The sequence below is a fragment of the Massilia sp. UBA6681 genome (genome assembly GCF_002454935.1).
Taxonomy (GTDB): domain Bacteria; phylum Pseudomonadota; class Gammaproteobacteria; order Burkholderiales; family Burkholderiaceae_D; genus Telluria; species Telluria varians.
The window spans coordinates 40,573-62,397 of record NZ_DKJX01000069.1 but is presented as its reverse complement, the minus strand read 5'-3'; the positions used below and the strand labels follow the sequence as shown (position 1 = coordinate 62,397).

Here is a 21,825-nt window from a genome sequence, read left to right as displayed (position 1 = left end):
AGATTGTACCGCCCGCGCCAGGGCCGCTCAGTCCAGCGTCACCCCCATCAGCCCGATCACGACGTCGTTGGCCAGGGTCCGCAGCTCCAGGCTCTTCAAGTCCTTGCCGCGCTCGAGCGGCATCTCGAGCACGGTGGCCGAGCCGCCGTCGATCTGCGCGCGCAGGTCCTGCGGCAGGGTCGCCGGGTCCAGCACCCGCACTTTGGCCGTCTTCAGGTCGACCCGCACCGGCACGGATCCGCAGTACGGGAACTGGTAGTCGTCGATGAAGTAGTCCTGCTCGATGGGCCACCAGCTGTCGGGATTGTGCAGGGCCAGGCGGCTGCGGCTGCCGTCCGCGTAGCTCACCACCACCTCGCCGTTGTCGATGCGGCTCTGCATCGCATTGCTGGAGCCGGCCATCAGCAGGAATGCGCGGCCGGCCCGGCCCTGCAGCGGCACGCTGGCCTGCTTCGGATAGTTGTCCCACTGCGAGGTGAACAGCACGTTCCGCGCGCCCGGGCCCGATGGCGTGGCGAAGCTCAGGCCCTTGGGCAGGCGCAGGACGCCGCCCTGGGCACGCAGGCCGCTGTCGTCGACCGTGGCCATGGCGTTCACGTGCCCGGCCCAGGCGCCGATGCCTTGCGCGGGCAAGGACAGCGAGACGAAGGGCGAGCGCGGCGACAGATACTTGCCGGGCTTGAACAGCTCGGTGACCCGGTCGTTGAAGCGCGGCGTCAGGTCGACATGGCGCGGATTCACCGGCGCCCCCGTTGTCCACGACGCGGCGCGGGGACCGCAGACCGCCTGTGGAACATCCTGCGGCGCATCCACAGCCTTCCACCAGGTAAACGCACCCTGGCGCACGCGCCGCAGGCCCTCGTGCGCCGCCGTCTTTGCGAGCACCCGCGCAGCGGCGCCGATCGGCTGTCCGCGCCACCGGATCGTGAGCTCGGTCTTGCGCCCGAAGGGCAGTTCGATCCGCAGGCGCGGCGCGAAGGCGTCGTCGCTGCCGGCGCGCCAGCGCACCGGCTTGCCATCGGCGAGGACCGAGGCCACGGCATCGCTCGCCGCCGGCAGCTCGAGCACCAGGCGCGCGAAGACCGCGGCCGGCTGTTCGATCGTCCAGCGCTCTTCCCTTCCATCGCGGCGGAACGCCAGCGCCACGCCCGGGTGGCGCAGGCTCGCATGCCGCCAGTCGCGCGGAAAGCCCGGACGAACCAGCAGCGTCCCGTCGAGCGCATCCGGGCGCACGCCGAACAAGCCCTCCACCAGCGTGCGCGCCATCACGCCCGAGCCGTCCGCGAAGTCGCGCTGGGCTTCGCGGCGGTAGACGTCGAGGTAGTTCATGCTGCCGATATTCCCCGGCGAGATCCCCATGTAGAGGCTGGCCAGCAGCGCCCCCTTGGCCAGGTCGAAGGCGCGCTCGCCATCCCCGGCCTGCCAGGTGGCGAGCGCCGTGTGCAGCACCTCGCCCATCACCACGTTGTTGGTGGACCAGGAATACGGCATCCAGTCGGTGGTCGGCAGCACGCGATAAGGACGGTCGGCAGGCACGCCCGGCCCCGCGACCGGGATCGTGCGGCGCTGGCGCGCCAGGTCGAGCACCATGCGCGCGCCTTCCAGCCGGTTCGGCACTCCTGAATCGAGGGCGTGGTAGTAGCTCCACAGGCCATAGCTGGGGTGCAGCAGCCGGGCCCCGAGCAGGTCGCGGTATTCGCCGAAGGCGCCGCGCTCGGGCATCCACAGGTGGCGCCGCATGCCCGCGCGGATGCGCTCGGCCTCGATCCGGTACGGCCTTGGGTCCTTGCCGATCATGGCCGCGATGCGCGCCGCCATCGCGTTGTGCCAGGCGTTGTAGGCCGAGGTATGCGTCGCCCCGCCGCCGTTGTAGTACAGGTCGTCGCTGGCCCAGATCGCGGCATAGCCTTCGTACAGCGGCAGCTTGTCGGGCCCGTACTCGCGCCGGAACAGGCGCCGCTCCCAGGCCAGGTGGCGCTCCAGCACCGGCCATACCGCGAGGGCATAGGCACGGTCGCCGGTCCACAGCAGGTGGCGCAGCAGCGCGTCGATGAAGCCGATGTTCATGTCGTAGTGCGACTTGCTCATGTCGCCGTTGCTGTGCAGGCCGGCTTCGCTGCGCGCCAGGTTGGTGTCGCGGTCGGCCGGCGGCAGGCGCGCCGGGATTGGGGACGTATCCTGGCGCGCCGTCCATTCGTCGAGGTTGCGGCGCGCCCGATCGTGCCAGCCCAGGGCGTCGAGCGCGTAGGGCCCGCGCCAGCCCAGCAGCTTGGTGCGCCAGGCGATTGCCCCGTGCATGATGGCGCCCTGCTCCTCGTCCCATACGGCATCCAGGGCGACGTTCAATGCCCCCACCGCGGCGTTGATGTAAGGGTCGGGCGTGTCGATCTGCACCTGGCCGCGCAGCCGCGCGAAGTGGCCGCCGGCCTGCGCGAAGCGTTCCGCCAGTTCCTCCGGCCGGAAGGCGGGCGCGCGGCTGCGCGCGGCCGCCGGACGGGCGTCGAGGGTGCTGCCGGCCTCGCGGTAGACCTCCAGCTCGGGCGCCTTCTTGCTGCGCGTGACCTGGAAAGCCAGGTGGATGGCTTCCCCGTCCAATGGCAGCCGGCCGAGCGCGACCTGGCCATCCTTGCCGGCGTCCTGGCCCAGCAAGGCGGCCAGGTCCTCCCATGCGGCGGCGTCGGCGCGGCGCACGGCAAGGGGCCGCGAGGCGGTCGCCGTGATCGCCGCCCTGTCGTTGCTGACCGTGAATCCCTGGGCATGCAGCTCGACGCTGCTGCCGCGCGCATATTCCGGCGCGAACTGGAAATACCGGCTGATCGGCGCTAATTCGGTCCCGATATCGCCGCCGCGGCGCCCCTGGGCGCCATTGCCGGGGGCGAAGGCGAACACCAGTTCGGCCGCCTCAGGCAGCGACTGGCCCGCTACCCTCAGCCCGAGTCCTTCCACGCTCGCATAGGCGATCGCGGCCAGGTGGATCCGGCCGGCTTCGCCCAGCAGCGGATCGGCGATCTCGTAATGCAGCTCGCCTGGCCGGTAGCGCGTCACGATGCGGCGCGCCGCATGCAGCCAGAGCACGCCGGCGGGCGTCTTGACGCCCAGGCGGACATTGCCGCCGCGCCCGGGCAGGTAGAGCGAAAACTCGGGTCGGTCTCCGCTGTCGACACGGAAGGCGGTAGTCCCGCCATACAGGGGGCGGTTGAAGAACTCGCCGCCGTTCTCGATGACGAAGTCCTCGCCCTCGGGACGGTAGCGCAGCGGCCGCGCCACCTGCCCGGCCAGGTTCGGACGCGCCACCTCGACGCCCGGTTTGTACGCTTGCGCCTGCTCGCCGCGCGCTCCCGTGGCGAACGCCGCGAGCGCCAGCAGCACCCAAGCCGGCAGGATGGGCATGCAGGTCTTCTTCATATAATCGTCTCCCCAGCATTGTTTCGGCAGATAATAAGAGACGTCCTCGCCCTGCATCGCCTCACAGCGGCAAATTCTCATTGGCGTGACTGAGTGAAAAATAATGAGCAAAACCTTGAGGAAAACATTCCCGTGTTCGTCTTACCAAGGGGGAAGCACGAACGGGCGAGCGTATGGACACTGAAGTAGTTGACTGGCTGACAATAAATTTTCTGCCGCACGAGGCCGATTTGCGCAGGATGCTGCGTCGCGTCTGCAGCAGCCCGGCCGAAATCGACGACGTGGTGCAGGAGACCTGTTACCGGATCCTGTCGATGGCCAGCCTGGACGGCATCCGCGATCCCAAGCCCTTCGTCTTCCGCACGGCCAAGAACCTGGTCCTCGACCGCATCAAGCGCGACGCGGTGGTCAGGATCGAAGCCATGGCCAACCTGGAAGACCTCGACATCGCCGACTCGGCGCCCTCGCCCGAGCGCGTGGTGTTCGCCCGCGCGGAACTGAAATGGGTGATCGGGCTCGTCTCGCAGCTGCCCGACCGCTGCAAGGCGGTGTTCCGGGCGCGCCGGATACACGGCCTGTCGCAGCACGAAACAGCGCAGAGCCTGGGCCTGACCGACGGTGTCGTCGAACACGAAATGATGAAAGGGATGCGCTTGATGTCGGAGATGATTGCCAGTCACGGCATGAACCAGGAAACCGGCGCCATCCCGTCCCCCGCAAAGAAACGCGTCAGCAAGAAACAGAATGTCAACGATCGATAACGAAGCCTTCGAGTGGGTGGCGCGCAAGCTCGCACGCGGCCTGAGCGCTCACGAGAGCGCGCAATTCGACGCATGGTATGCCGCCGATGTGCGGCACCAGGGCGCCTACGTGCGCGCCATGGCCATCTACAATGCGATCAATCTCGCCAGCGCGCCGCAATCGCTGTCGCCCGAGCTCTCCATGGCGCGGCGGCAGCGCCGCAGCCGGCGCGCCTGGTTCAGGGTGGGCGCCATGGCCGCCTGCCTGGTGGCGGCGGTGGGAACCGTCAGCCTGCAGGTCCTGCGCGAGGAGCGCGTCCTCACCACGGCCAAGGGCGAATTCCGCAAGGTGCCGCTGCAGGACAAGTCGGTCGCCACCATCAACAGCGGCAGCCAGATCGAGGTCGCCTTCACCGACAAGCAGCGCACCGTCAACCTGCGCAAGGGAGAAGCCTGGTTCGAGGTCGCCAAGGACAAGACGAAGCCCTTCGTGGTCGAAGCCGGCGCGGCGCGCATCAAGGCGGTCGGCACCGCCTTCTCGGTGCGGCGCTTCGCGAACGGCACCGAGGTCCTCGTCACCGAAGGCAAGGTCGAGGTCTGGGACAAGGGCAGCAGCGCGCGGCGGCGCCAGCTGGTCGAGGGCGACCGCGCCTTCCTGGCGCAGGATGCGAGCGCGATCAGCGTGAGCCGCCAGCCGGTCGAAGTGAACCGCAAACTGGCATGGAGAGAAGGCAAGGTGATCCTCAAGAACCAGACCCTGGACGACGCGGTGGCGGACTTCAACCGCTACAGCCCGAAGACGATCGTCATCGTCGACGCCACGCTCAGGGACAAGCGCCTGTTCGGCCAGTACAAGCTCGACGCCCCCGAACTGTTCGCCCAGGACGTCAGCACCGTGCTGGACGTGCCGGTCGCGATCACCGCGGACACGATCTTCATCGGCCGCAGGCAAGGCGAGGTGCAGGACGGCATCTGATACAGGAAGCGAAGCGATGCCGCGCCACACTGGCACACGATCCGGACGCGCCGTCTATGGCGGGTCCGGATTTTTTTGGCGCTGTCCTCCTTAGCTATGGATGACTCCGATCGCGAGGCGCAGTAACTGCTCCACCGTCGTGATCCGTCCTCCATCGAGCGCCCGGCGCCAGCCCAGGTAGTTCGGCAAGTAGCGCGAAGCGACCCCGCGGAAGCGGCTCAACCACTGCCGGAAGCGCTGGTGGTAGGCATTTACATTTTTGCACATGGATGACGCCGGCAATACCGTGGCGTACCCGCACGCCCGCACGCAGGTTCACCGCCTGGTGCGCAACGCCATGCTTGCGGGCGAAGCTGCGGTACGCCCCATGGGCGTCGCTGACCAGCAGCACCTGCCGGTCGAGCCGGGGCAGCAGGTGGCGCTCCAGCTGCGCCGCCGTCAAGGCGCCCCGGCCGACCACGGCATCGACGGTCTGGCCACTGCGGTCGCGCGCCACCAGAATACAGTCGAGCTCGCGTGAAATGCCGCGCTTGCCGGCGCGGCCTCCTCGCCGGCGCGCCGGTCGATCCAGCTTGCGCGCGCCTTTCTGCGATTCCAATATAAACATTTCGTCAGCCTCGGCAATGCCGCCCAGGCGCGTCGGCTGGGCATGCCTGGGGCGTTCCAGGAAGCGGTGGCGCCAGCGAAAGGCGGTGTTACGGTGCACGCCGACCTCGCTGGCGGCGGCGCGCACCGACTTCGAGTCGAGCACGGCGCCCAGGTAATCGAGCCATTTCTCGCGCAACCGCAGCCGCGCCAGTGGCGTGCCGCTCAGGTCGTTATAGGTGCGACTGCAGGCGCGGCAGCGATAGCGCTGCAGGCCGTTCGCTTGTCCGTGCCGGTAGTAACGTTCGCAGGTACAACTGGGGCAGCGGCGCTGCGTGGCGCCGATCTGGCCGATGTGGGCGATCACCTGGTCCAGCCCGGCAGCGGGATGCAGGGCGGCCAGCGTTTGCAGGCGCTGAGGCAGGTTCAGTGCAGGGAGTTTGGCAAACCACTTCTTGAAATGGGGTGCGCGCATGGTCGGCTCCGTCTGTGGCGACATGTGTTCGACCAGGAAGCAGCTCAGCAGTTCCGCCCTCATCCATAGTTAAGGTTGACAGCGCCATATTTTTTTGCCCTTTGCAGTCAGCTTCCTGAGTATTTATACGACAGCACGCCACTGCTTGATTTTTGAGGGAGGATGTCGATTCAGTCATCGTTTTGAGTGATTGGGCAAACGATCGCCGCAGCATGAGGAAGACGCCGTCGCCGGCAGTCTTTACACATACGGAGCAGCATAGTTCCGACAAAAACAGATTAGAGGAGACGTGCATGAACCCCATGCACCCATACGCCAGCGCGGCCGGCACCATCCTGGCCGTGAGCATGGCCGCGTACGCGGGCAGCGTCAGCGCCCAGGAATTGCCGCGGCCCTTCAATATTCCCGCAGGCCCTGCGACGGAGTCCATTCCGGAATTCGCGCGCCAGGCCGGCATCAACATATTGACCTCGGCGGACATCCTGGATGGCGTAAACACCGAAGCGCTCAGTGGCGCATTCGTCATCTCTGAGGCGGTCGATCGACTGCTCGGCTGCACTAATCTGGTCGGACGGGTCAGCTCCGGCGGCACCGTGGTGATCCTGGCGCGACCGCCAGGATCATCCGGACAACCCAATGACTCGAAAATATCGGATGAGACAATGACAAAACATACCCTCCCCGGGCGGCGCAAGGCGACCTGCGTCGCGGTCTCGGCGGCCGTGCTCATGATGGGCGCACCGCTGGCGAATGCGCAGGAGCAGGCGCCCGGCACGCAGGTGCAAATACCGGAGGCGAAGGCACAGTCCGGACAGAGCGCGCCGGCGCCGAACCAGCAGGCCGGCGACGGCGTGCAGCAGGTGAAGGTGGTGGCCACCCGCGCGTCCCAGCAGTCCAGCATCGACCGCAAGAAGAATGCCGCCACCGCGATCGATTCGATCGTCGCCGAGGACGTGGGCAGCCTGCCGGACCGGAACGTCGGCGAGGCGATCTCGCGCATCGCCGGCATCGCGCTGGACCGCGGCGACTTCGGCGAGGGCGTCACCGTGTCGGTGCGCGGCAACGGCCCGGACCTGACGCGCGTGGAACTGGACGGCCAGGCCGTGCAGTCCGCCGGCGGCAGCGACATGGCCGGCGGCGGCGACGGCCGCGCCGTCGAATTCCGCCAGCTCTCCGCCGACCTGATCAAGAGCGTCGACGTGGTCAAGGGCTCGACCGCCGACATGACCGAGGGTTCGCTGGGCGGCGGCATCCAGATCAAGACCCGTACCGGCCTCGATTTCAAGAAGCCCTTCGCCTCGCTGCGCCTGGGCGGCAGCCAGAACAGCCTGAACAAGAAATGGCAGCCGGACGCCAACCTGATCCTGGCGAACAAGTACATGAACGGCCGCCTGGGCCTGCTGCTGAACGCGTCGAGCACCACGCTGGACAACGAAGGCCACAAGACCGAGGTGTCGGGCGGCGGCAACAATGGCTGGCAGGGCTACTACCGCCTGTTCGACTTCGACAATTCGCCCGAGAAGACCTTCAGCTACCAGCCGGGCACCGTCAACACGGCCGATGCGACCAGCACCACCCCGCTGCTGCGTTCGGCCTTGACCAACGGCGGCTTCTTCAACTCGGCCACGCCGCTCGAAATGGTCACGCGCTCGGCCGGCGCGCAGAGCAAGGACGAGTGCCGTGCGATCTTCGCGCCGATTCCAAGCGCCCAGCTGAACCTGATTTCGTCGTCGGCGCGCACCGCCGCGCAGAACCAGCGCACCAACGAACTCAATACCTGCCTGAACCAGTGGAACGACTACACCCCGTCCGGCCCGCGCTACGTGGTGCGGCGCGAGATCGACCGCCGCAAGAACCTTGACCTGCGCGCCGACTTCAAGCTCACCGACGAGCTGACCCTGTACTCGAAAGGCAGCTACAACAAGCGCCATAACGACATCAACACCCTGGCTTTCTCGCTGGGTAACATGTCGGTGCAGAACGGCAGCAGCAACGTGCAGCCCGGCTCCGCCGTGGTCGACGCCAAGCACCACCTGACTTCGTACACCTTCAACAATACCAACAGCAATGGCGTGGCCAAGACCAACCAGAGCCACGGCATCGGCGAGACCACCGCGCGCTACCTGCAACTGGGCGGCAACTTCAAACGCGGCGGCCTGAACGTCGACTTCTTCGCGGGCGACGCCCAGTCCGACTTCAGGAAGGGCATCAAGGAACTCACGCTGAACGACTACTACGGCACCGGCACGATGAGCGTGATGCCGAATGGCTTGTGGACCTACAGCTTCCCGAACGTCAATCCGATCACCTCGGCCGATCCCTCGCGCTTCGCCGTGCTGTTCCCGCGCGGCGCCAGCGCCGCCATCGTGCCGACGGTCTACACCACCAACTCGGCGCCCGCCTACACCGCCGCCCAGCAGAATGCCGGCACCTCGTCGCCGAACCTGACCTGGGTGCCGACCGAGTACCACACCTCGGAGCGCACCGCCAAGGTGGACGCGACCTGGAACACGCCGGACAGCATCCCCTTCTTCAAGCGCTTCAAGACCGGCTACAACATGCGCGACACGCGCAACGACAACTGGAACCTGAACAACGGCGGCTATAACCTGCGCGACCCGCAAGGCACCTTCGGCACCGCGAATTTCGTGGCGCCGATCGTGATGCCTTCGCCGACCCTGCGCAGCACCATGTACGGCTGTGCCGACACGCCGGGCTCGCTGGCGCCGGGCGGCAACAAGTGCCAGTACGGCTGGATTCCGAAAGGCGACATCCGCCAGTCGCTGGATGGCGCGATGGTCTACACCATCCCCCAGTTCGTCGACATGCTGAGCCAGGTCATGACGCTGAAAGCCACGCCGACCCAGTTCTTCAACGGCGCCAAGGACCGCCCCGCCGGCCTGATCGAGAACTGGACGCAGGTCGACGTCGAGAAGCTGTTCGCCATCTCCCAGGTCGGCAACACCAACTTCGACTGCGTGAAGTACTGCACCGCCAGCGACGGCAAGGTCTACGCGCAGCCGGCCAACCACCTGAAGGAACGCACCGACGCCTTCTACCTGATGGGCGACTTCGGCCTCGATCACCTGCCCTTCACGGACCGTTCGCTGCCCTTCGGCCTGGAGCTGGAAGGCAACGTGGGCGTACGCTATGTGCGCACCAAGGTGCACGGCACCGGCATGATGAGCTTCACGGCCATCATGAAGACCGCCAGCTTCGACCCGAGCTTCCCGGAAGCGGTGGGCGGCACGACCAGGATGCGGGTGCAGCAGGCCACCGCCATCAGTGCCAAGACGAGCGACCTCCTGCCGAGCCTGAACCTGGCCACCTGGCTGGTCCCCGACAAGCTGGTGCTGCGCTACAGCGCCGCCAAGACGGTGGCCCGGCCGCCGGTGTCGCGCCTGCTGGCCTCGGGCTCCTGCACCTACGACCAGGTGGCGGCCGACCTGGGCGAAGACGGACAGTCGTGCTCGGGCACGGTCGGCAATCCGGAACTGGCCGCGCAGAAGAACTTCAACCAGAACCTGTCGATCGAGTGGTATCCGAACCGCGACACGATGCTGACCGCGACGGCTTTCCGCCAGGACGGCAAGATCGGCGGCGCGATCGCCCAGGGCGTATCGCAGTCGCCGCTGTTCGCTAACTCGGACATGGTCAATCCGGTCACCGGCGAAAGCCTGGCCGGCCAGCTGTTCGACTACTCCACCTGGATGAATGGCGCCACGACGGGCCGCCGCGGCGTCGAGTTCAGCGGCAAGACGGCCTTCACCTTCCTGCCATGGCTGCTGCGCTACACCGGCTTCGACGCCAACTACTCGAAGATGCATTCGTCGACCTCGACGGCCAACATCGTCGACCTGCTGACCGGCACGCCGCTGCCGCCGCAGAACGAGCCGAAGTACACCTACAATGCCGCCCTGTGGTACGACGACGGCAGGCTGTCGGCCAGGGTCGCTCTGCAGGCAGTGGGCTCCTACTTCAACTGCATCGCCGCCTGCGGCAAGACGACCAGCATGTACAACTACCCGAACGTGGGCGGCGGGCGCACCAGCACCACCTACAACCCGGGCTCGCCCAATTTCACGGACGCCACCCGCTTCATCGACGCCAAGATCTCGTACCGGTATTCGCCGATGATCGAGGTGTTCGTCGAAGGACGCAACATCGGCAACGCGACCGTTTCGCACAGCCAGGGCCCGTATGCGCCGTTCGCCGACGGTACGCCGAACATCCTGGACTACGCGTATTCGGGTCGCCGCATCATGTTCGGGGTGAATTTCCGGACGATGTAATCCGGCCCCGAAGCAAGAAAACCGTCACCCCGCGCAAGCGGGCTGACGGTTTTTTTGTAGGGTGGGCGGCTATACCCTGGAATCCGAATCATTCGCGGCCTCGATGCCGCCCACGCGTTCAACTCCCCTTCGATCAGAGGGAACGACGATTCATGGCCTCCTTGAACGCGTGGGCGGCAACAGCGCTGCCGGCTGATCGCATTGCCGGGTGGAGCCGCCCACCCTACGGGTTACAGCGAAGGCAGGATGCCTTCGACCTTGACCTTCCACCCGGTTTTCGGGAAGCCCGGCGCGTTCCCGGTCTGTCCATCCCAGCCGCCTGCCATCAGGGCCACCGCCAGCAGCAGGCCGCCGTTCGAGGGGAAGTAGGTCTCGGCGGCGCGCTGGTAGCCGGGGCCGTCCGGGCCCGCGCCGGCCTGGGCGCCGGCTCCGGTGGCGGTCGGCACGAAGTGGGCGGCATGGGCGTCCAGGTGCACGCGCGGCGTCATGCCGCTTCGACCGAACTGGTTGTTGCGGGCGTCGAAGAACAGCCAGTCGACCGCTTCCTGCGGCGCGCCCAGCCGGGCCGCCGTCATGGCCATCATCGGATAATCCCAGCCCCAGGTCTGGCGCAGGTCCCAGTCGCGCTTCATGCGGTCGAGCGTGGCGCGCATGGTCGTCCGGTCAACGTCGCGGCCAGGCAGCCAGCCGAGCGGCATCAGGAAGGACATGTGGTCGCGGTTCTGGCAGCGCTCATCGATCGCGTTGGCGCGGCAGCTGCCGGCCGCCTGGTCCCAGAAATCCGGCGCGGAGCGCACCGGCAGGTAGAGGCCATCCTTTTGCGGCAGCGTGGGCCACTTCGCCAGCAGCGCGTCCCAGTCGGCGCGGCGGGGCTTGCCGGCGCGCTCGCGCCAGGCCTGGGCTGTCTCGATGCCCCATCGGTAATAGGCGACTTCGAAGGCGGGATCGAAGGTGCCGAGCGGCGCGAAGTTTTCCTGCACCGGGATGATCGGCGGGCCGAGGCGCAGCTTGCCGCTCGCCTCGTCGATCCGGGGGAAGGAGGCCAGCAGGTTCGCGGTCTCCTCGACCAGTTCGCCGTAGGCCTTCAGCACACGCGCCCCGCCGCCGGCACGCCACAAGAGCTCGCTCATGTAGATCGGGTGCGGCTGCTGCCACATGATAAAGGGCGAGACCTTGGACGGGCTGTCGACCCCGTCCGGGCCGATCATCTTCGGCCACCATGCGCCCTTGACACCCTGCTCCTGCGCCCTCGCCTTCGCCTTCGGGAGGAAGCCGACGTACCAGCCCAGGCTGCGCTCCAGCAGCTGGGGCCGGCCCCACAGGGCGAAGTGCGCCGCATGCCAGGGATGCATCTCGAGGTGCGACTTGCCGTTCCAGCTGTTCGAGAACAGGCCTTCTTCCTGGGGCGCGAAGCTGCCGGCGGCGTTCACCGCCATCAGGTACTGCGACAGGATCACGCGGCGTTCCAGTTCCGCGGCGCGGGGGTCGGTGGAGCCCGAAAAATCGACCATGCCGCCCCGGGTCCAGTAGCCGGTCCAGTGGCGCGCGACGGCCACGGCACCTGCGGCCGGGGTGGGCAGCGCGGGGCCGGCCTGCTCCGAAAATTGCAGCATCACGCTCAGGGTGGCGGCCTTGGTCGCCACCCGGTAGGCATGCGGGCCGTTCTCTTCGATGCTCGCGCCGGGTGCGCCGATGGCCGCGTGGTAGGTGGTCGCGTCGACCTGGCGCCGCAGGCGCAGCTCGCCGGCCTTGCGCGACAGCGCGGTCGTGCTATGGGCGCCGGGATTGCTCCAGTCCGATGGATCGGGATTGAGCGTCTTCGACACGCCCGGGAAGCGTACCGCCACGGCCAGGCGGCCCTGCGCCAACAGCGCCGAACTGAGCTCGGCCATGATGGTGTCCTGGTCCGGCAGCACGCGGGTGACGACCTTGACCGGCACGCCGTCGTAGACGAAGCGGCTGGTGAGCGTTCCGGTCCACAGGTCCAGCGTCTGCTGCGTGTCGCGGATGTCGTCGAAGCGTGCGGGCGAGCCGTCGCGCGCGCGCAGGTCGAGCGCTAGCCGCCCCAGCGAGAAGCGGTGCGGGTTCTCGCGGATCCAGGCCACCGCCGGGTTCTTCGCTGCGTCGGCCCAGTCCTGGATGTAGCCGTAGCGGCGGGTGTGGCCGCCGACCGCGATCTCGACCTGGGTGTCGCGCACCGTGTGGCCGTCCGGATTCGGGAAGCTGTGCCAGGCCCATTGCGCTTCCGTCAGGAGCGGCGCGACCTTGCTGTAGGGTTCGGTGAAGGTCTGCAGGCCGGTGATGTCGGCGGTGAAGCCGATGTTCCCGTTGCCCAGCATGAGCGGCGCGTGCGGATCGGCCTGGCGCAGCACCGGGTTGTGGCGCGTGACCAGGGCCTTGCGGTCGATCCGGTCCTGGGCCGGCGCGATGCCGGGTACGGCCAGGGCCGCGCCGGTCGCAGCGGCGGTGAGCATCATGCGGCGGCGGGAAAACAGTATCGGACCCATGGCGGTGAACTCCCCTTCATTGATTGGAATGGCGGGAAATTCAACCATACGCGACAGCAAAAAGCGACGCTTTCCATGCGCGGCGCACCCATTCAATCATCCGCGTGCGCGTTTTCTGTTTTTGCCTTGGAAGGCCGAGGAAATCGGCGCGTCAACAGTCATAGTCCTTACAAGGCCGCACAGCCCTGAAAAACACCAACGATGGAGACAGCATGAAAACTACCAAAGGGACGGCCCTGCTGGGCGCCGTGTGTCTCGCGCTCGCCGCATCCGCCACGCCCGCCCACGCCACGGTCATCGGCACCAACACGCCCGCGCCGCAGGTCAGCCTGGAACGCCTCGCGGAGCTGCCGACCGCGCAACGCGCCGCCTGGGCCGCGTACATCGCCCGCTCGGAAAAGCAGCGGCAGTATGACCGCGACACCCTGGCTGCCGAGCTCAAGGCCGGCGAAACCGCCCCGCCGGCGCCGACCGCCGGCAGCGGCAAGATGCCGCTGAATAAAGAGGCTTCCTGGTACGCCACGCTTGAAGCGCGCGCCATCGCCGACACCATCGTCAGCTTCCAGACCCCGTCCGGCGGCTGGAGCAAGAACCAGGACCGCAGCAAGCCGCCGCGCCTGCGCGGCCAGCGCTATGCCAACGATGCCGAAACCATGGTGGCCGACCCGACCAATTTCGACGTTCCGCAGGACCGCTTCTGGACCTTCGTGGGCACGCTCGACAATGGCGCCACGACCACCGAGATGCGCTTCCTCGGCCGGGTGCAGGCGCAGGCGCCCGGCAAGGAAGGCGATGCCTACCGCGCCAGCATCGCCAAGGGTGTCCGGTACCTCCTGATGGCGCAATACCCGAACGGCGGCTGGCCGCAGAACTATCCGCTCGAGGGAGGCTTCCATGACGGGATCACCTTCAACGACAATGCCGTCGCCGAAGCCGCGATGATCCTGGAAGACATCGCCGAAGGCCACCCGGACTTCGCCTTCGTGCCTCAGGATCTGCGCCAGCAGGCCGGCGCCGCCAGCGCCCGCGCGGTGCGCCCGATCCTCGATGCCCAGGTGCTCGTGAACGGCAAGAAGACGGTATGGCCGCAACAGGCCGACGCCATCACCCTCAAACCCATCTCCGCGCGCAACTACGAGATGCGCTCGCTGGCCAGCGCCGAAAGCGCCGAGGTGTTGATGTTCCTGATGCGCCAGCCCGAGCAGACGCCGGAGATCCGCGCCGCCATCGAGGCCGGCGTCGCCTGGCTGAAGGCCAGCGCCATTTATGGCAAGGCCTTCACCAAGCTGAGCGAGGAAGAAGGCCGCAAGCTGGTCGATCGGCCTGGCGCGGGCCCGATCTGGTCGCGCAACTATGACATCCAGACCGGCAAGCCGATCTTCGGCGACCGCGACAAGTCGATCCACGACGACGTCAATTTCATCTCGAAGGGCCGCCGCAACGGCTACTCCTGGTACACCAATGCGCCGCAGAAGGCGCTCGACGCGTACGCCGATTGGTCGCGCACGGGCAAGCTCGCCGTGGGCGCACGCGGCGCCGCAGCGCTCGAAAACGCCCAGAACGTCAGCGGCAAGCCTTGATCCGAGCGACCACCTACCAGGATACCGATCGATGACCTATCCCGTCCTACGCAAGGCCGCCATGCTGGGCGTGCTGTCCTGCCTGCTGGCCCTGCCCGCGCTTGCCGCCGAGCCGTCCCAGGTGGCCGGCATCGAAGCCAGCTGGCTCACGCCGCCGCCCCGTCCCGCCATGGATTTCGATCCCGGCCGGCTGCCCAGCCGCGCCGCGGTGCTGCCGGTGCTCGACTACGTGGCCATGTCGCAGATCGCCGACATGAGCCGCCGTCCGATCCAGATGGCGACCGGCTCCAACTTGTCGGAGATCTCCTCGAACTGGGTCGCCGCCACCTTCTACGTCGGCGCGGCGCGCCTGGCCCGGGTGACGCAGAACCGCGAGGTGCTGCGCTTCCTCACCGCCACCGCCGAGCACTATAACTACTCGCTGCGCGGCGCCCGTTCCGAACGGACCCTGCTCAATGCCGACGAAGTCGCCATCGGCGACCTGTACCAGGAACTGTATGCGCGCCGCGGCCAGGTCGGCACCATCATGCCGCTGCAGCAGCGCCTCGACTTCATGCTGCTGCACCTAAACCGCCAGCAGGAAACCCCGGCCCTGGTCTGGTGGTGGTGCGACGCGCTGTTCATGGCGCCGCCGGTGCTGGCGCGCCAGGCCAGCCTGACCGGCGACTTGAAGTACCTGCAGGCGATGGACAAGGAATGGCGCCGCACCGCGGCCCGCCTGTGGGTGGAACGGGACCGCCTGTTCCTGCGCGACGAGCGCTTCAAGGACCGTAACCACCTGGGCGCCGGCGGCAAGCCGGTCTACTGGGCGCGCGGCAACGGCTGGGTGATGGGCGGCCTGGCGCGCACGCTGGAATCGATGCCGGCCGGCTTCGAGGGACGCAGCTTCTATACCGACATCTTCCGCAAGATGGCCAGCCGCATCCATGAACTGCAGCAGCCGGACGGCCTGTGGCGCAGCGACATGAACGACCCGGACAGCTTCCCGGAAGCGGAAACCTCGGGCTCCGGCTTCTTCGTCTACGCACTGGCCTGGGGCATCAACCACGGCCTGCTGGACCGCCAGACCTACCTGCCCGCGGTCACGCGCGGCTGGGCGGCGCTCAACCGCCAGGTCCTGCCGAACGGCCTGGTCGGCGCCGCCCAGAAGACCGGCGACCGGCCGGTGCCGACCCGCGCGGACGACGTCGGCCCCTACGCCACCGGCGCCTTCCTGCTGGCCGGCCTGGAAATGATGGACCTGCACGGCCCGGTGCAGGCGCTGCCCGAGCCGGCGCCGGCGCGCGACGACGAGGCAAGCATCGCCGCCACCACGCCGACGCCGCCGCCGCCGAAAACCATCGTCGGCGAGGCCGAGAAGGCCCGGCGCGAACAGGAAATGCGCGCCACCCGCGCGCTCGCCTACGACCCGGCCACCCTCAAGACACCCGTCAGGAGCAGCAAATGAGCCCCACCCGTCGCCGTACCGTACTGAAAAGCCTGTGGGGCGCCTCCGCCCTGCTGCCGCTGGGGATCGCTTCCGCCCAGGCGCCGGCCGCGGCGCCCGCCGCATCGAAGCCCTTCAGCGGACCCATCCCGAAGGAATTCACCGACCCGAAGACCGGCCGCCGCGTCGTGCGCATCTCGCAAGAAGCCGGCTCGGGCGTGCTGTATTTCTACCGCCATGCCTACACGCCCGAAGGCGACGTCATGGTGATCAAATCACCCTCCGGGATCATGGGAGTGCGCCTGAAAGACTGGAACACCACGCTGCTGGCGCCGGGCCGCGAGAACGACCTGCTGTTCATGCTGCGCACCACGCGCGAAGCGGTCTATTCGGTGACGGATCCGGGTGCGGGCGAAGCGGTCGACCGTCCAAAGACCATCTATGCCGTCCACGTCGACACGAAGAAGGTGCGCAGGCTGGCCCGCATCGCGGCCGGCGGCGTGACCGCCTCGAATGCCGACGACACGCTGTTGCTGGGCCAGGTCGCCTACGGCGCCAAGCCGCTGCAGCCCAAGGATGCGGCCAGCATCGCCAAGTTCGGCAATACCGAATACGCGGCGCTCGGCCCGGACGGCAAGCCGCTGAATTTTGCCAAGGCCAAGGGCGTGCGCATGCTCGAGCGCTGGTCGGCGCGGGTGCCGGCGGAGCTGTTCACCATCGACCTGGAGAGCGGCGAGCGCAAGGTGCTGTACCAGACCGAGGAATGGATCGGCCACGCCCAGTTTTCGCCGACCGACCCGAAGCTGATCCGCTTCTGCATGGAGGGGCCGTGGCACCGCGTCGACCGCATCAAGCTGATCCATGCGGACGGCAGCGGGCTGCGCAGCGTCCACACGCGCACCATGAACTTCGAGATATGGGGCCACGAATTCTTCAGCCATGACGGCAAGTGGCTGTGGTACGACCTGCAGACCCCGCGCGGCCAGGTGTTCTGGGTCGCCGGCCTGGAGCTGGCGACCGGCCGGCGCATCTGGAAGCGGCTGGAGGCGAACGAATGGGGCGTGCACTTCAACATCGCCCCGGACAACAAGACCTTCGCCAGCGACGGCGGCGACGCCGACATGGTGGCGCACGCCCCCGACGGCAAGTGGATCCAGCTGCTGCAGGCGGAAGACATCGTCGACGCCGACCTGCCGTCCTATGACGACAAGCTGATCACAGTCGAAAAGTTCAAGTCGACGCGGCTGGTCGACCTGTCCGCCCACGACTACCGGCTCGAGCCCAACCTGCGCTTCACGCCGGACGGCAAGTGGCTGGTGTTCGCATCGAACATGCACGGGGCCCAGCACGTGTACGCGGTAGACGCGTCGCTGCCCTGATCGGAGGTTTCATCACTGCGCGAGGAGCGCAGTCTCCTTTGGTGCGCCCTGCGGGGCGCACTTTTTTTACAGGTAGCGGTAGCCGATCTCGCTGTACGGCGCGCCCGACAGCTCGAAGGCACGGCGCAGCACGGCCTTGATGCGGCGGACCAGGTGGCGGAAGGTGTCGGATGCGTCAGGACGGGCGGCGTTGATGGCGATGGCGTTCATGCTGTTTTCCTTCGTTTGGTGGTGCGTTAAGCGATGATGACAGCATAGAGCAGCGCCAGATATAAATCCAATTTAGATTTCTGATCCGCCCCATAATGATAACCAATATCTCGCACCCAAAGGCCTGATTCCTTGAATGCGGGATATACGTTCAACTTATATTAAGGGCAAGCGCTATGCCGCAGAGCGCCCCCGTTGCCCCCGCCCGAAATCGCGCAGCACCTCGCGCGCCGCATTGTGCCCCGGCGCGCCGGTGACGCCACCGCCTGGATGGGTCCCCGAGCCGCAGGTGTACAAGCCGGCCACGGGACCGCGGTAATCGGCATGTCCCAGCATCGGTCGCGCCGCGAACAGCTGGTCGAGTCCCAGCGCGCCGTGGAAGATGTCGCCGCCCACCAGGCCGAAGGTCCGTTCCAGGTCCAGCGGGGTCAATATCTGGCGGCCCAGCACCGAGCGCTTGAAGTTGGGCGCATAGCGGTCGACGGTAGCGATCATCAGGTCGGCCACCTCCTCGCGATGCGCGTCCCAGCTGGCGCCGTCCGGCAGCTGCGGCGCCACGTGCTGGCAGAACAGGCTGGCCACGTGCTGGCCTGGCGGCGCCAGGCCCGGGTCCAGCGTGGACGGAATCAGGAGCTCGACGATGGGTTCGCGCGACCAGCCGTGGGCGCGGGCGTCATGGTAGGCGCGCTCCATGTACTGCAGGCTCGGCGCGATGATGATGCCGCTGCCGTGGTGCTCGGCGGCTTGCGTGCCCGGCAGGCAGCTGAAGCTCGGCAGCTCCGACAGCGCCAGGTTCATGCGGAAGGTGCCCGAACCGCAGCGCCAGGCCTGCATGCGCCGCAGGAAGTCGCCCGGCAGCGCGCCCGGGTCGACCAGCCGGGTGTACAGCAGGCGCGGATTCAGGTTCGACACGACCACCCGGGCATCGACACGCTCGCCGCCCGCGGTGACGACGCCGCAGGCGCGTCCCTTGTCCAGCAACACCTCTTCCACCGCGCACCCGGTGCGGATCTCCACGCCTTGCGCCTGCGCGGCCCTGGCCATCGCCTGCGTGATGGCGCCCATGCCGCCGATCGCATGGCCCCAGGCGCCCTTCTTGCCGTTGACCTCGCCGAACACGTGGTGCAGCAGCACGTAGGCGGAACCGGGCGTGTAGGGACTGGCGTAGTTGCCCACCACGCTGTCGAAGCCATAGGCCGCCTTGATCGGCGCGCTCTCGAACCAGCCGTCCAGGTAGTCGCCGGCCGACTTGGTGAACAGGTCGAGCAGTTCGCGCTGGGTGGCCAGGGACAGCCCGCGCATCCGGTTGCCCAGCTTGCCGGCCTTGATCAGCTCGGGCAAGGCCGTGAGCCAGCTGCCCTGCACCCGGTTCGGCGGGGTCTGCAGCACCAGTTCGCGCAGCAGGTCGGCCGCGCTGTCCAGGTGCCGGCTGTAATCCTCGAGGCGGTCCGCGTCGCGCTGCGAGAACTTGGCGACTTCGAACGCGGTCCTGCCGGCGCCGAGCTTCAGGTAGCGGGTGTCGTCGAGCGGGAGGAAGTTCGACAGCGGCCGCTCGACGATGCGCAGGCCGTGTCCGGCCAGGTCCATGTCCTCGATCACCTTGGGGTTGAGCAGCGACACCGTGTAGGCGGCGACCGAGTTCCGGAAACCGGGGTGGAATTCTTCCGTGACCGCGGCGCCGCCGACCACCGTGCGCCGCTCCAGTACCGTGACCTTCAGGCCGGCACGGGCCAGGTAAAAGGCGCATACCAGGCCGTTATGGCCGCCCCCGATGATGATCGCGTCGCGCATCTGCCGTCTCCCCCGTTTTCAAGTGCATTATGTCCCAAGGGCCGGACGGATGCACCTCGTAAAGAAGCGGGGGTTTGGCGCGTATCGAAGGATCTTCCCTCAGCAGGCGCTCGGTTTCACGCGCTCGACTTCGAGGCCGAACAGCGGACGCAGGCGCGTCCCGAACACGTTGCCGGCGAAGGCGGCGACGAGCCAGAGCCAGCCATGCACGCTGCCGGACAGGATGCCGCTGAAATAGGCGCCGATATTGCAGCCGTAGGCCAGGCGAGCGCCATAGCCGAGCAGCAGGCCGCCGACCACCGCCGCGACCAGCGAGCGCAGGGGCAGGCGCCATACCGGGGCATAGCGGCCGGCGAGCGCCGCGGCCAGCATCGCGCCCAGCACGATCCCGATGTCCATCACGGACGTGACGTCGCGCCAGAGCGGCGCTGCCAATGCGGCGGCGTTGGCCTTGGTCGACCAGTAGGGCCAGCTGGCAACGTCGACGCCGACCGCCGCCAGGGTCTTCGCGCCCCACAGGGCGAAGGCCGAGGTCACGCCCCAGGGGCGTCCGGCCAGGGCCAGGGTCGCGAAATTCAGGACCACCAGCGCGATGGCGCCGGCCACCAGGGGCCAGGGGCCGTGCAGCCAGCGCGGGCCGTTTGCTTTCTGCGGCTGCGGCGTGACCAGCCGTCCGTGGCGGCGCTTCTCGACCGCCACCGTGATGGCGGCGATCAGCGCGAACACGGCCAGGTTCAGCAGCAGCGCGGGAACCAGGCCCAGCGCGTTCACCAGCGAGAGCGGCGCAAGCTGCGGCTGTGCGGTCCATAACGGCATGTGCGCGGTGGCGATCACCGAGCCGGCGATGAAGGCAGCCAGCGTCACCAGCATGCGCGTGCTGCCGCCGCCGACCGTGTACAGGGTGCCGGAGGCACAGCCGCCGCCGAGCTGCATGCCGATGCCGAAGATGAAAGCGCCGACAATGACCGAGGTGCCGGCGGGCGACACCAGGCCGGTGACCGGGGCGCCGAACAGGGTGCCGCTGGAGAGCACCGGGAAGAACAGCAGCACGCCGAGCGCGAGCATGAGCATCTGCGCGCGCAGGCCGGCGCCGCGCCCGTCGGCGATGAACACCCGCCATGCCGAGGTGAAGCCGAATGCCGCGTGGTACAGCGTGACGCCGAGCAGCGCGCCGACGGCATACAGCGCGGACTGGCGCCAGCCGGCGGCCTGCGCCAGGTACCAGCAACCCGCTGCGATCAACAGGAGCGAGACGGCGAAGGGCTTCAGGTTGATGTCCGCGCGCGGACGGGGAGACAGGGAGGACAGGGATGCTGGACCGGACATGGCGAATCGATGATTGAGTCGGGAAACCTGCCATTGTCGCGCGTTTTCGCGCTTCCTGCAGGGATTGCACTGCATGCTATGCTGCTCCCCTCTTCATGCACGGGGACGAGCGATGATTGCACAATTGAGCGTAGCGGTAGCCGGACTATTTCTGCTTTTTCCATCGTTTGCCGCCGAGCGGCAGCAGCCGGATCCCAAGGCGACCGAGGTGTGGGCGCCGGAGCCTGCGCGCGTCGCCCCCGGCTCCCCGGCGTCGGCGCCGTCGGACGCGATTGTGCTGTTCGACGGAAAAGACCTGCGCGAATGGGTGTCGGCGGCGGCGCCCGACCAGCCTGCCGGCTGGACCGTCGCCGGCGGCAGCTTCACCGTCCACGGCGGCAGCGGCGACATCCAGACCAGGCGCCTGTTCACCGACTACCAGATCCACCTCGAATGGCGCGTGCCCACCACGCTCAGCGGCACTGGGCAGGCCCGCGGCAACAGCGGCCTGTTCCTCGCTTCAACGGGCAAGGGCAGCGGCTACGAGATCCAGATCCTCGACTGCGCCGACAACAAGACCTATGCCAACGGCCAGGCGGCAAGCATGTACAAGCAGCACATCCCGCTCGTGAACGCCTGCGCCGCGCCGGGAGAGTGGCAACGCTATGACGTGATCTGGACCGCGCCGCGCTTTGGCGCCGATGGCAAGTTGCTGTCGCCCGCCTACGTGACCGCCCTGCACAATGGCGTGCTGGTGCAGAACCACGTTGCCCTGCAGGGCGAAACCGTGTACGTCGGCAAGCCGACCTACCGCAAGCACGGACCCGCACCGATCCTGCTGCAGGATCACGGCGACGCGGTCAGCTTCCGGAATATCTGGGTGCGGCCGCTGTGAGAGGCTAACTCAGGCGATCAACCCGGCGATCGTGCGGGTCAGCAGCGCCACGCCGCCGGCGATCAGTCTCGCCCCTACCACTGCGACCGCGATCAGCACGGCCAACTGAACCAGGCGCAAACCGAGTTCGTGACCGCGCCAGGCGCGGCCGAAACGCAAGGGACCATGGAAGCGGCTCGCAAAGGCAGGGGTTGCCAGTCGAAGTTTCATGATTGTCTCCGTTGTATGCATGTCTGTTGTAAGTCCAGCATACTCTTCG

At 67.6% G+C, this 21,825-nt stretch carries 13 protein-coding genes and 1 pseudogene; 7 read left to right on the top strand and 7 right to left on the bottom strand.

Annotated features, from left to right (window positions below; genetic code table 11):
- Positions 1-27: 27 nt before the first annotated feature.
- Positions 28-3,390 carry a DUF4450 domain-containing protein gene (locus B2R83_RS11150; RefSeq protein WP_292041141.1) on the bottom strand — a complete coding sequence of 1,121 codons (3,363 nt, stop codon included), beginning with the start codon at positions 3,388-3,390 and terminating at the stop codon, positions 28-30.
- A 188-nt stretch (positions 3,391-3,578) separates the two neighbouring features.
- Between B2R83_RS11150 and B2R83_RS11145 the strand changes: the two genes are divergently transcribed.
- Together B2R83_RS11145 and B2R83_RS11140 are read left to right on the top strand one after the other, a co-directional pair.
- Complete coding sequence (locus B2R83_RS11145; RefSeq protein ID WP_292041138.1) at positions 3,579-4,166, top strand: RNA polymerase sigma factor; 588 nt, start codon at positions 3,579-3,581, stop codon at positions 4,164-4,166.
- Positions 4,150-5,121 (top strand): FecR family protein, encoded by a 972-nt coding sequence (locus B2R83_RS11140; RefSeq protein WP_292041136.1) that lies wholly within the window; start codon positions 4,150-4,152, stop codon positions 5,119-5,121. The genes B2R83_RS11145 and B2R83_RS11140 overlap by 17 nt, the downstream gene beginning before the upstream one ends.
- A gap of 90 nt (positions 5,122-5,211) precedes the next feature.
- Here the strand turns inward: B2R83_RS11140 and B2R83_RS11135 are convergent.
- Positions 5,212-6,181: pseudogene (locus tag B2R83_RS11135) on the bottom strand (IS1595 family transposase).
- A 293-nt stretch (positions 6,182-6,474) separates the two neighbouring features.
- Here B2R83_RS11135 and B2R83_RS11130 point away from each other — a divergent pair.
- Positions 6,475-10,473, top strand: a complete 3,999-nt coding sequence (locus B2R83_RS11130) for a TonB-dependent receptor (RefSeq protein ID WP_292041134.1) — start codon at positions 6,475-6,477, stop codon at positions 10,471-10,473.
- Positions 10,474-10,703: 230 nt separating this feature from the next.
- Here the strand turns inward: B2R83_RS11130 and B2R83_RS11125 are convergent, their stop codons facing one another.
- Positions 10,704-12,980, bottom strand: coding sequence for a hypothetical protein (locus B2R83_RS11125; RefSeq protein ID WP_292041132.1), 2,277 nt, complete (start codon positions 12,978-12,980; stop codon positions 10,704-10,706).
- 212 nt (positions 12,981-13,192) lie between these two features.
- On the opposite strand from B2R83_RS11125, the gene pelA reads away from it, so the two are divergent.
- From pelA to B2R83_RS11110, 3 genes are read left to right on the top strand one after another with little or no spacing between them, the layout of a single operon-like run.
- A complete protein-coding gene (gene pelA, locus B2R83_RS11120; RefSeq protein WP_292041130.1) occupies positions 13,193-14,560 on the top strand; it encodes a pectate lyase in 1,368 nt (455 codons plus the stop codon).
- Positions 14,561-14,591: 31 nt separating this feature from the next.
- Positions 14,592-16,007: a glycoside hydrolase family 88/105 protein gene (locus B2R83_RS11115; RefSeq protein WP_292041128.1), complete on the top strand. Its 1,416-nt coding sequence runs from the start codon at positions 14,592-14,594 to the stop codon at positions 16,005-16,007.
- Positions 16,004-17,365: an oligogalacturonate lyase family protein gene (locus tag B2R83_RS11110; protein ID WP_292041125.1), complete on the top strand. Its 1,362-nt coding sequence runs from the start codon at positions 16,004-16,006 to the stop codon at positions 17,363-17,365. The genes B2R83_RS11115 and B2R83_RS11110 overlap by 4 nt, the downstream gene beginning before the upstream one ends.
- A gap of 66 nt (positions 17,366-17,431) precedes the next feature.
- On the opposite strand, the gene B2R83_RS11105 is transcribed toward B2R83_RS11110, so the two are convergent.
- From B2R83_RS11105 to B2R83_RS11095, 3 genes are all read right to left on the bottom strand, one after another.
- Complete coding sequence (locus B2R83_RS11105; protein ID WP_161784002.1) at positions 17,432-17,575, bottom strand: hypothetical protein; 144 nt, start codon at positions 17,573-17,575, stop codon at positions 17,432-17,434.
- A 174-nt stretch (positions 17,576-17,749) separates the two neighbouring features.
- Complete coding sequence (locus B2R83_RS11100) at positions 17,750-19,366, bottom strand: phytoene desaturase family protein (RefSeq protein WP_292041122.1); 1,617 nt, start codon at positions 19,364-19,366, stop codon at positions 17,750-17,752.
- Positions 19,367-19,465: 99 nt separating this feature from the next.
- Positions 19,466-20,692, bottom strand: coding sequence for a YeeE/YedE family protein (locus B2R83_RS11095; RefSeq protein ID WP_292041120.1), 1,227 nt, complete (start codon positions 20,690-20,692; stop codon positions 19,466-19,468).
- Positions 20,693-20,966: 274 nt separating this feature from the next.
- On the opposite strand from B2R83_RS11095, the gene B2R83_RS11090 reads away from it, so the two are divergent.
- Complete coding sequence (locus B2R83_RS11090) at positions 20,967-21,566, top strand: 3-keto-disaccharide hydrolase (protein ID WP_292041118.1); 600 nt, start codon at positions 20,967-20,969, stop codon at positions 21,564-21,566.
- 9 nt (positions 21,567-21,575) lie between these two features.
- Here B2R83_RS11090 and B2R83_RS11085 read toward each other — a convergent pair whose 3' ends face one another.
- Positions 21,576-21,776, bottom strand: coding sequence for a hypothetical protein (locus tag B2R83_RS11085; RefSeq protein WP_292041112.1), 201 nt, complete (start codon positions 21,774-21,776; stop codon positions 21,576-21,578).
- Positions 21,777-21,825 lie beyond the last annotated feature (49 nt).

Bases quoted from the DNA above. Each gene is read 5' to 3' on its own strand.
- B2R83_RS11150 (WP_292041141.1), bottom strand. From the start codon at position 3,390: ATGCCCATCCTGCCGGCTTGGGTGCTGCTGGCGCTCGCGGCGTTCGCC.
- B2R83_RS11145 (WP_292041138.1), top strand. From the start codon at position 3,579: ATGGACACTGAAGTAGTTGACTGGCTGACAATAAATTTTCTGCCGCAC.
- B2R83_RS11140 (WP_292041136.1), top strand. From the start codon at position 4,150: ATGTCAACGATCGATAACGAAGCCTTCGAGTGGGTGGCGCGCAAGCTC.
- B2R83_RS11130 (WP_292041134.1), top strand. From the start codon at position 6,475: ATGAACCCCATGCACCCATACGCCAGCGCGGCCGGCACCATCCTGGCC.
- B2R83_RS11125 (WP_292041132.1), bottom strand. From the start codon at position 12,980: ATGGGTCCGATACTGTTTTCCCGCCGCCGCATGATGCTCACCGCCGCT.
- pelA (WP_292041130.1), top strand. From the start codon at position 13,193: ATGAAAACTACCAAAGGGACGGCCCTGCTGGGCGCCGTGTGTCTCGCG.
- B2R83_RS11115 (WP_292041128.1), top strand. From the start codon at position 14,592: ATGACCTATCCCGTCCTACGCAAGGCCGCCATGCTGGGCGTGCTGTCC.
- B2R83_RS11110 (WP_292041125.1), top strand. From the start codon at position 16,004: ATGAGCCCCACCCGTCGCCGTACCGTACTGAAAAGCCTGTGGGGCGCC.
- B2R83_RS11105 (WP_161784002.1), bottom strand. From the start codon at position 17,575: ATGAACGCCATCGCCATCAACGCCGCCCGTCCTGACGCATCCGACACC.
- B2R83_RS11100 (WP_292041122.1), bottom strand. From the start codon at position 19,366: ATGCGCGACGCGATCATCATCGGGGGCGGCCATAACGGCCTGGTATGC.
- B2R83_RS11095 (WP_292041120.1), bottom strand. From the start codon at position 20,692: ATGTCCGGTCCAGCATCCCTGTCCTCCCTGTCTCCCCGTCCGCGCGCG.
- B2R83_RS11085 (WP_292041112.1), bottom strand. From the start codon at position 21,776: ATGAAACTTCGACTGGCAACCCCTGCCTTTGCGAGCCGCTTCCATGGT.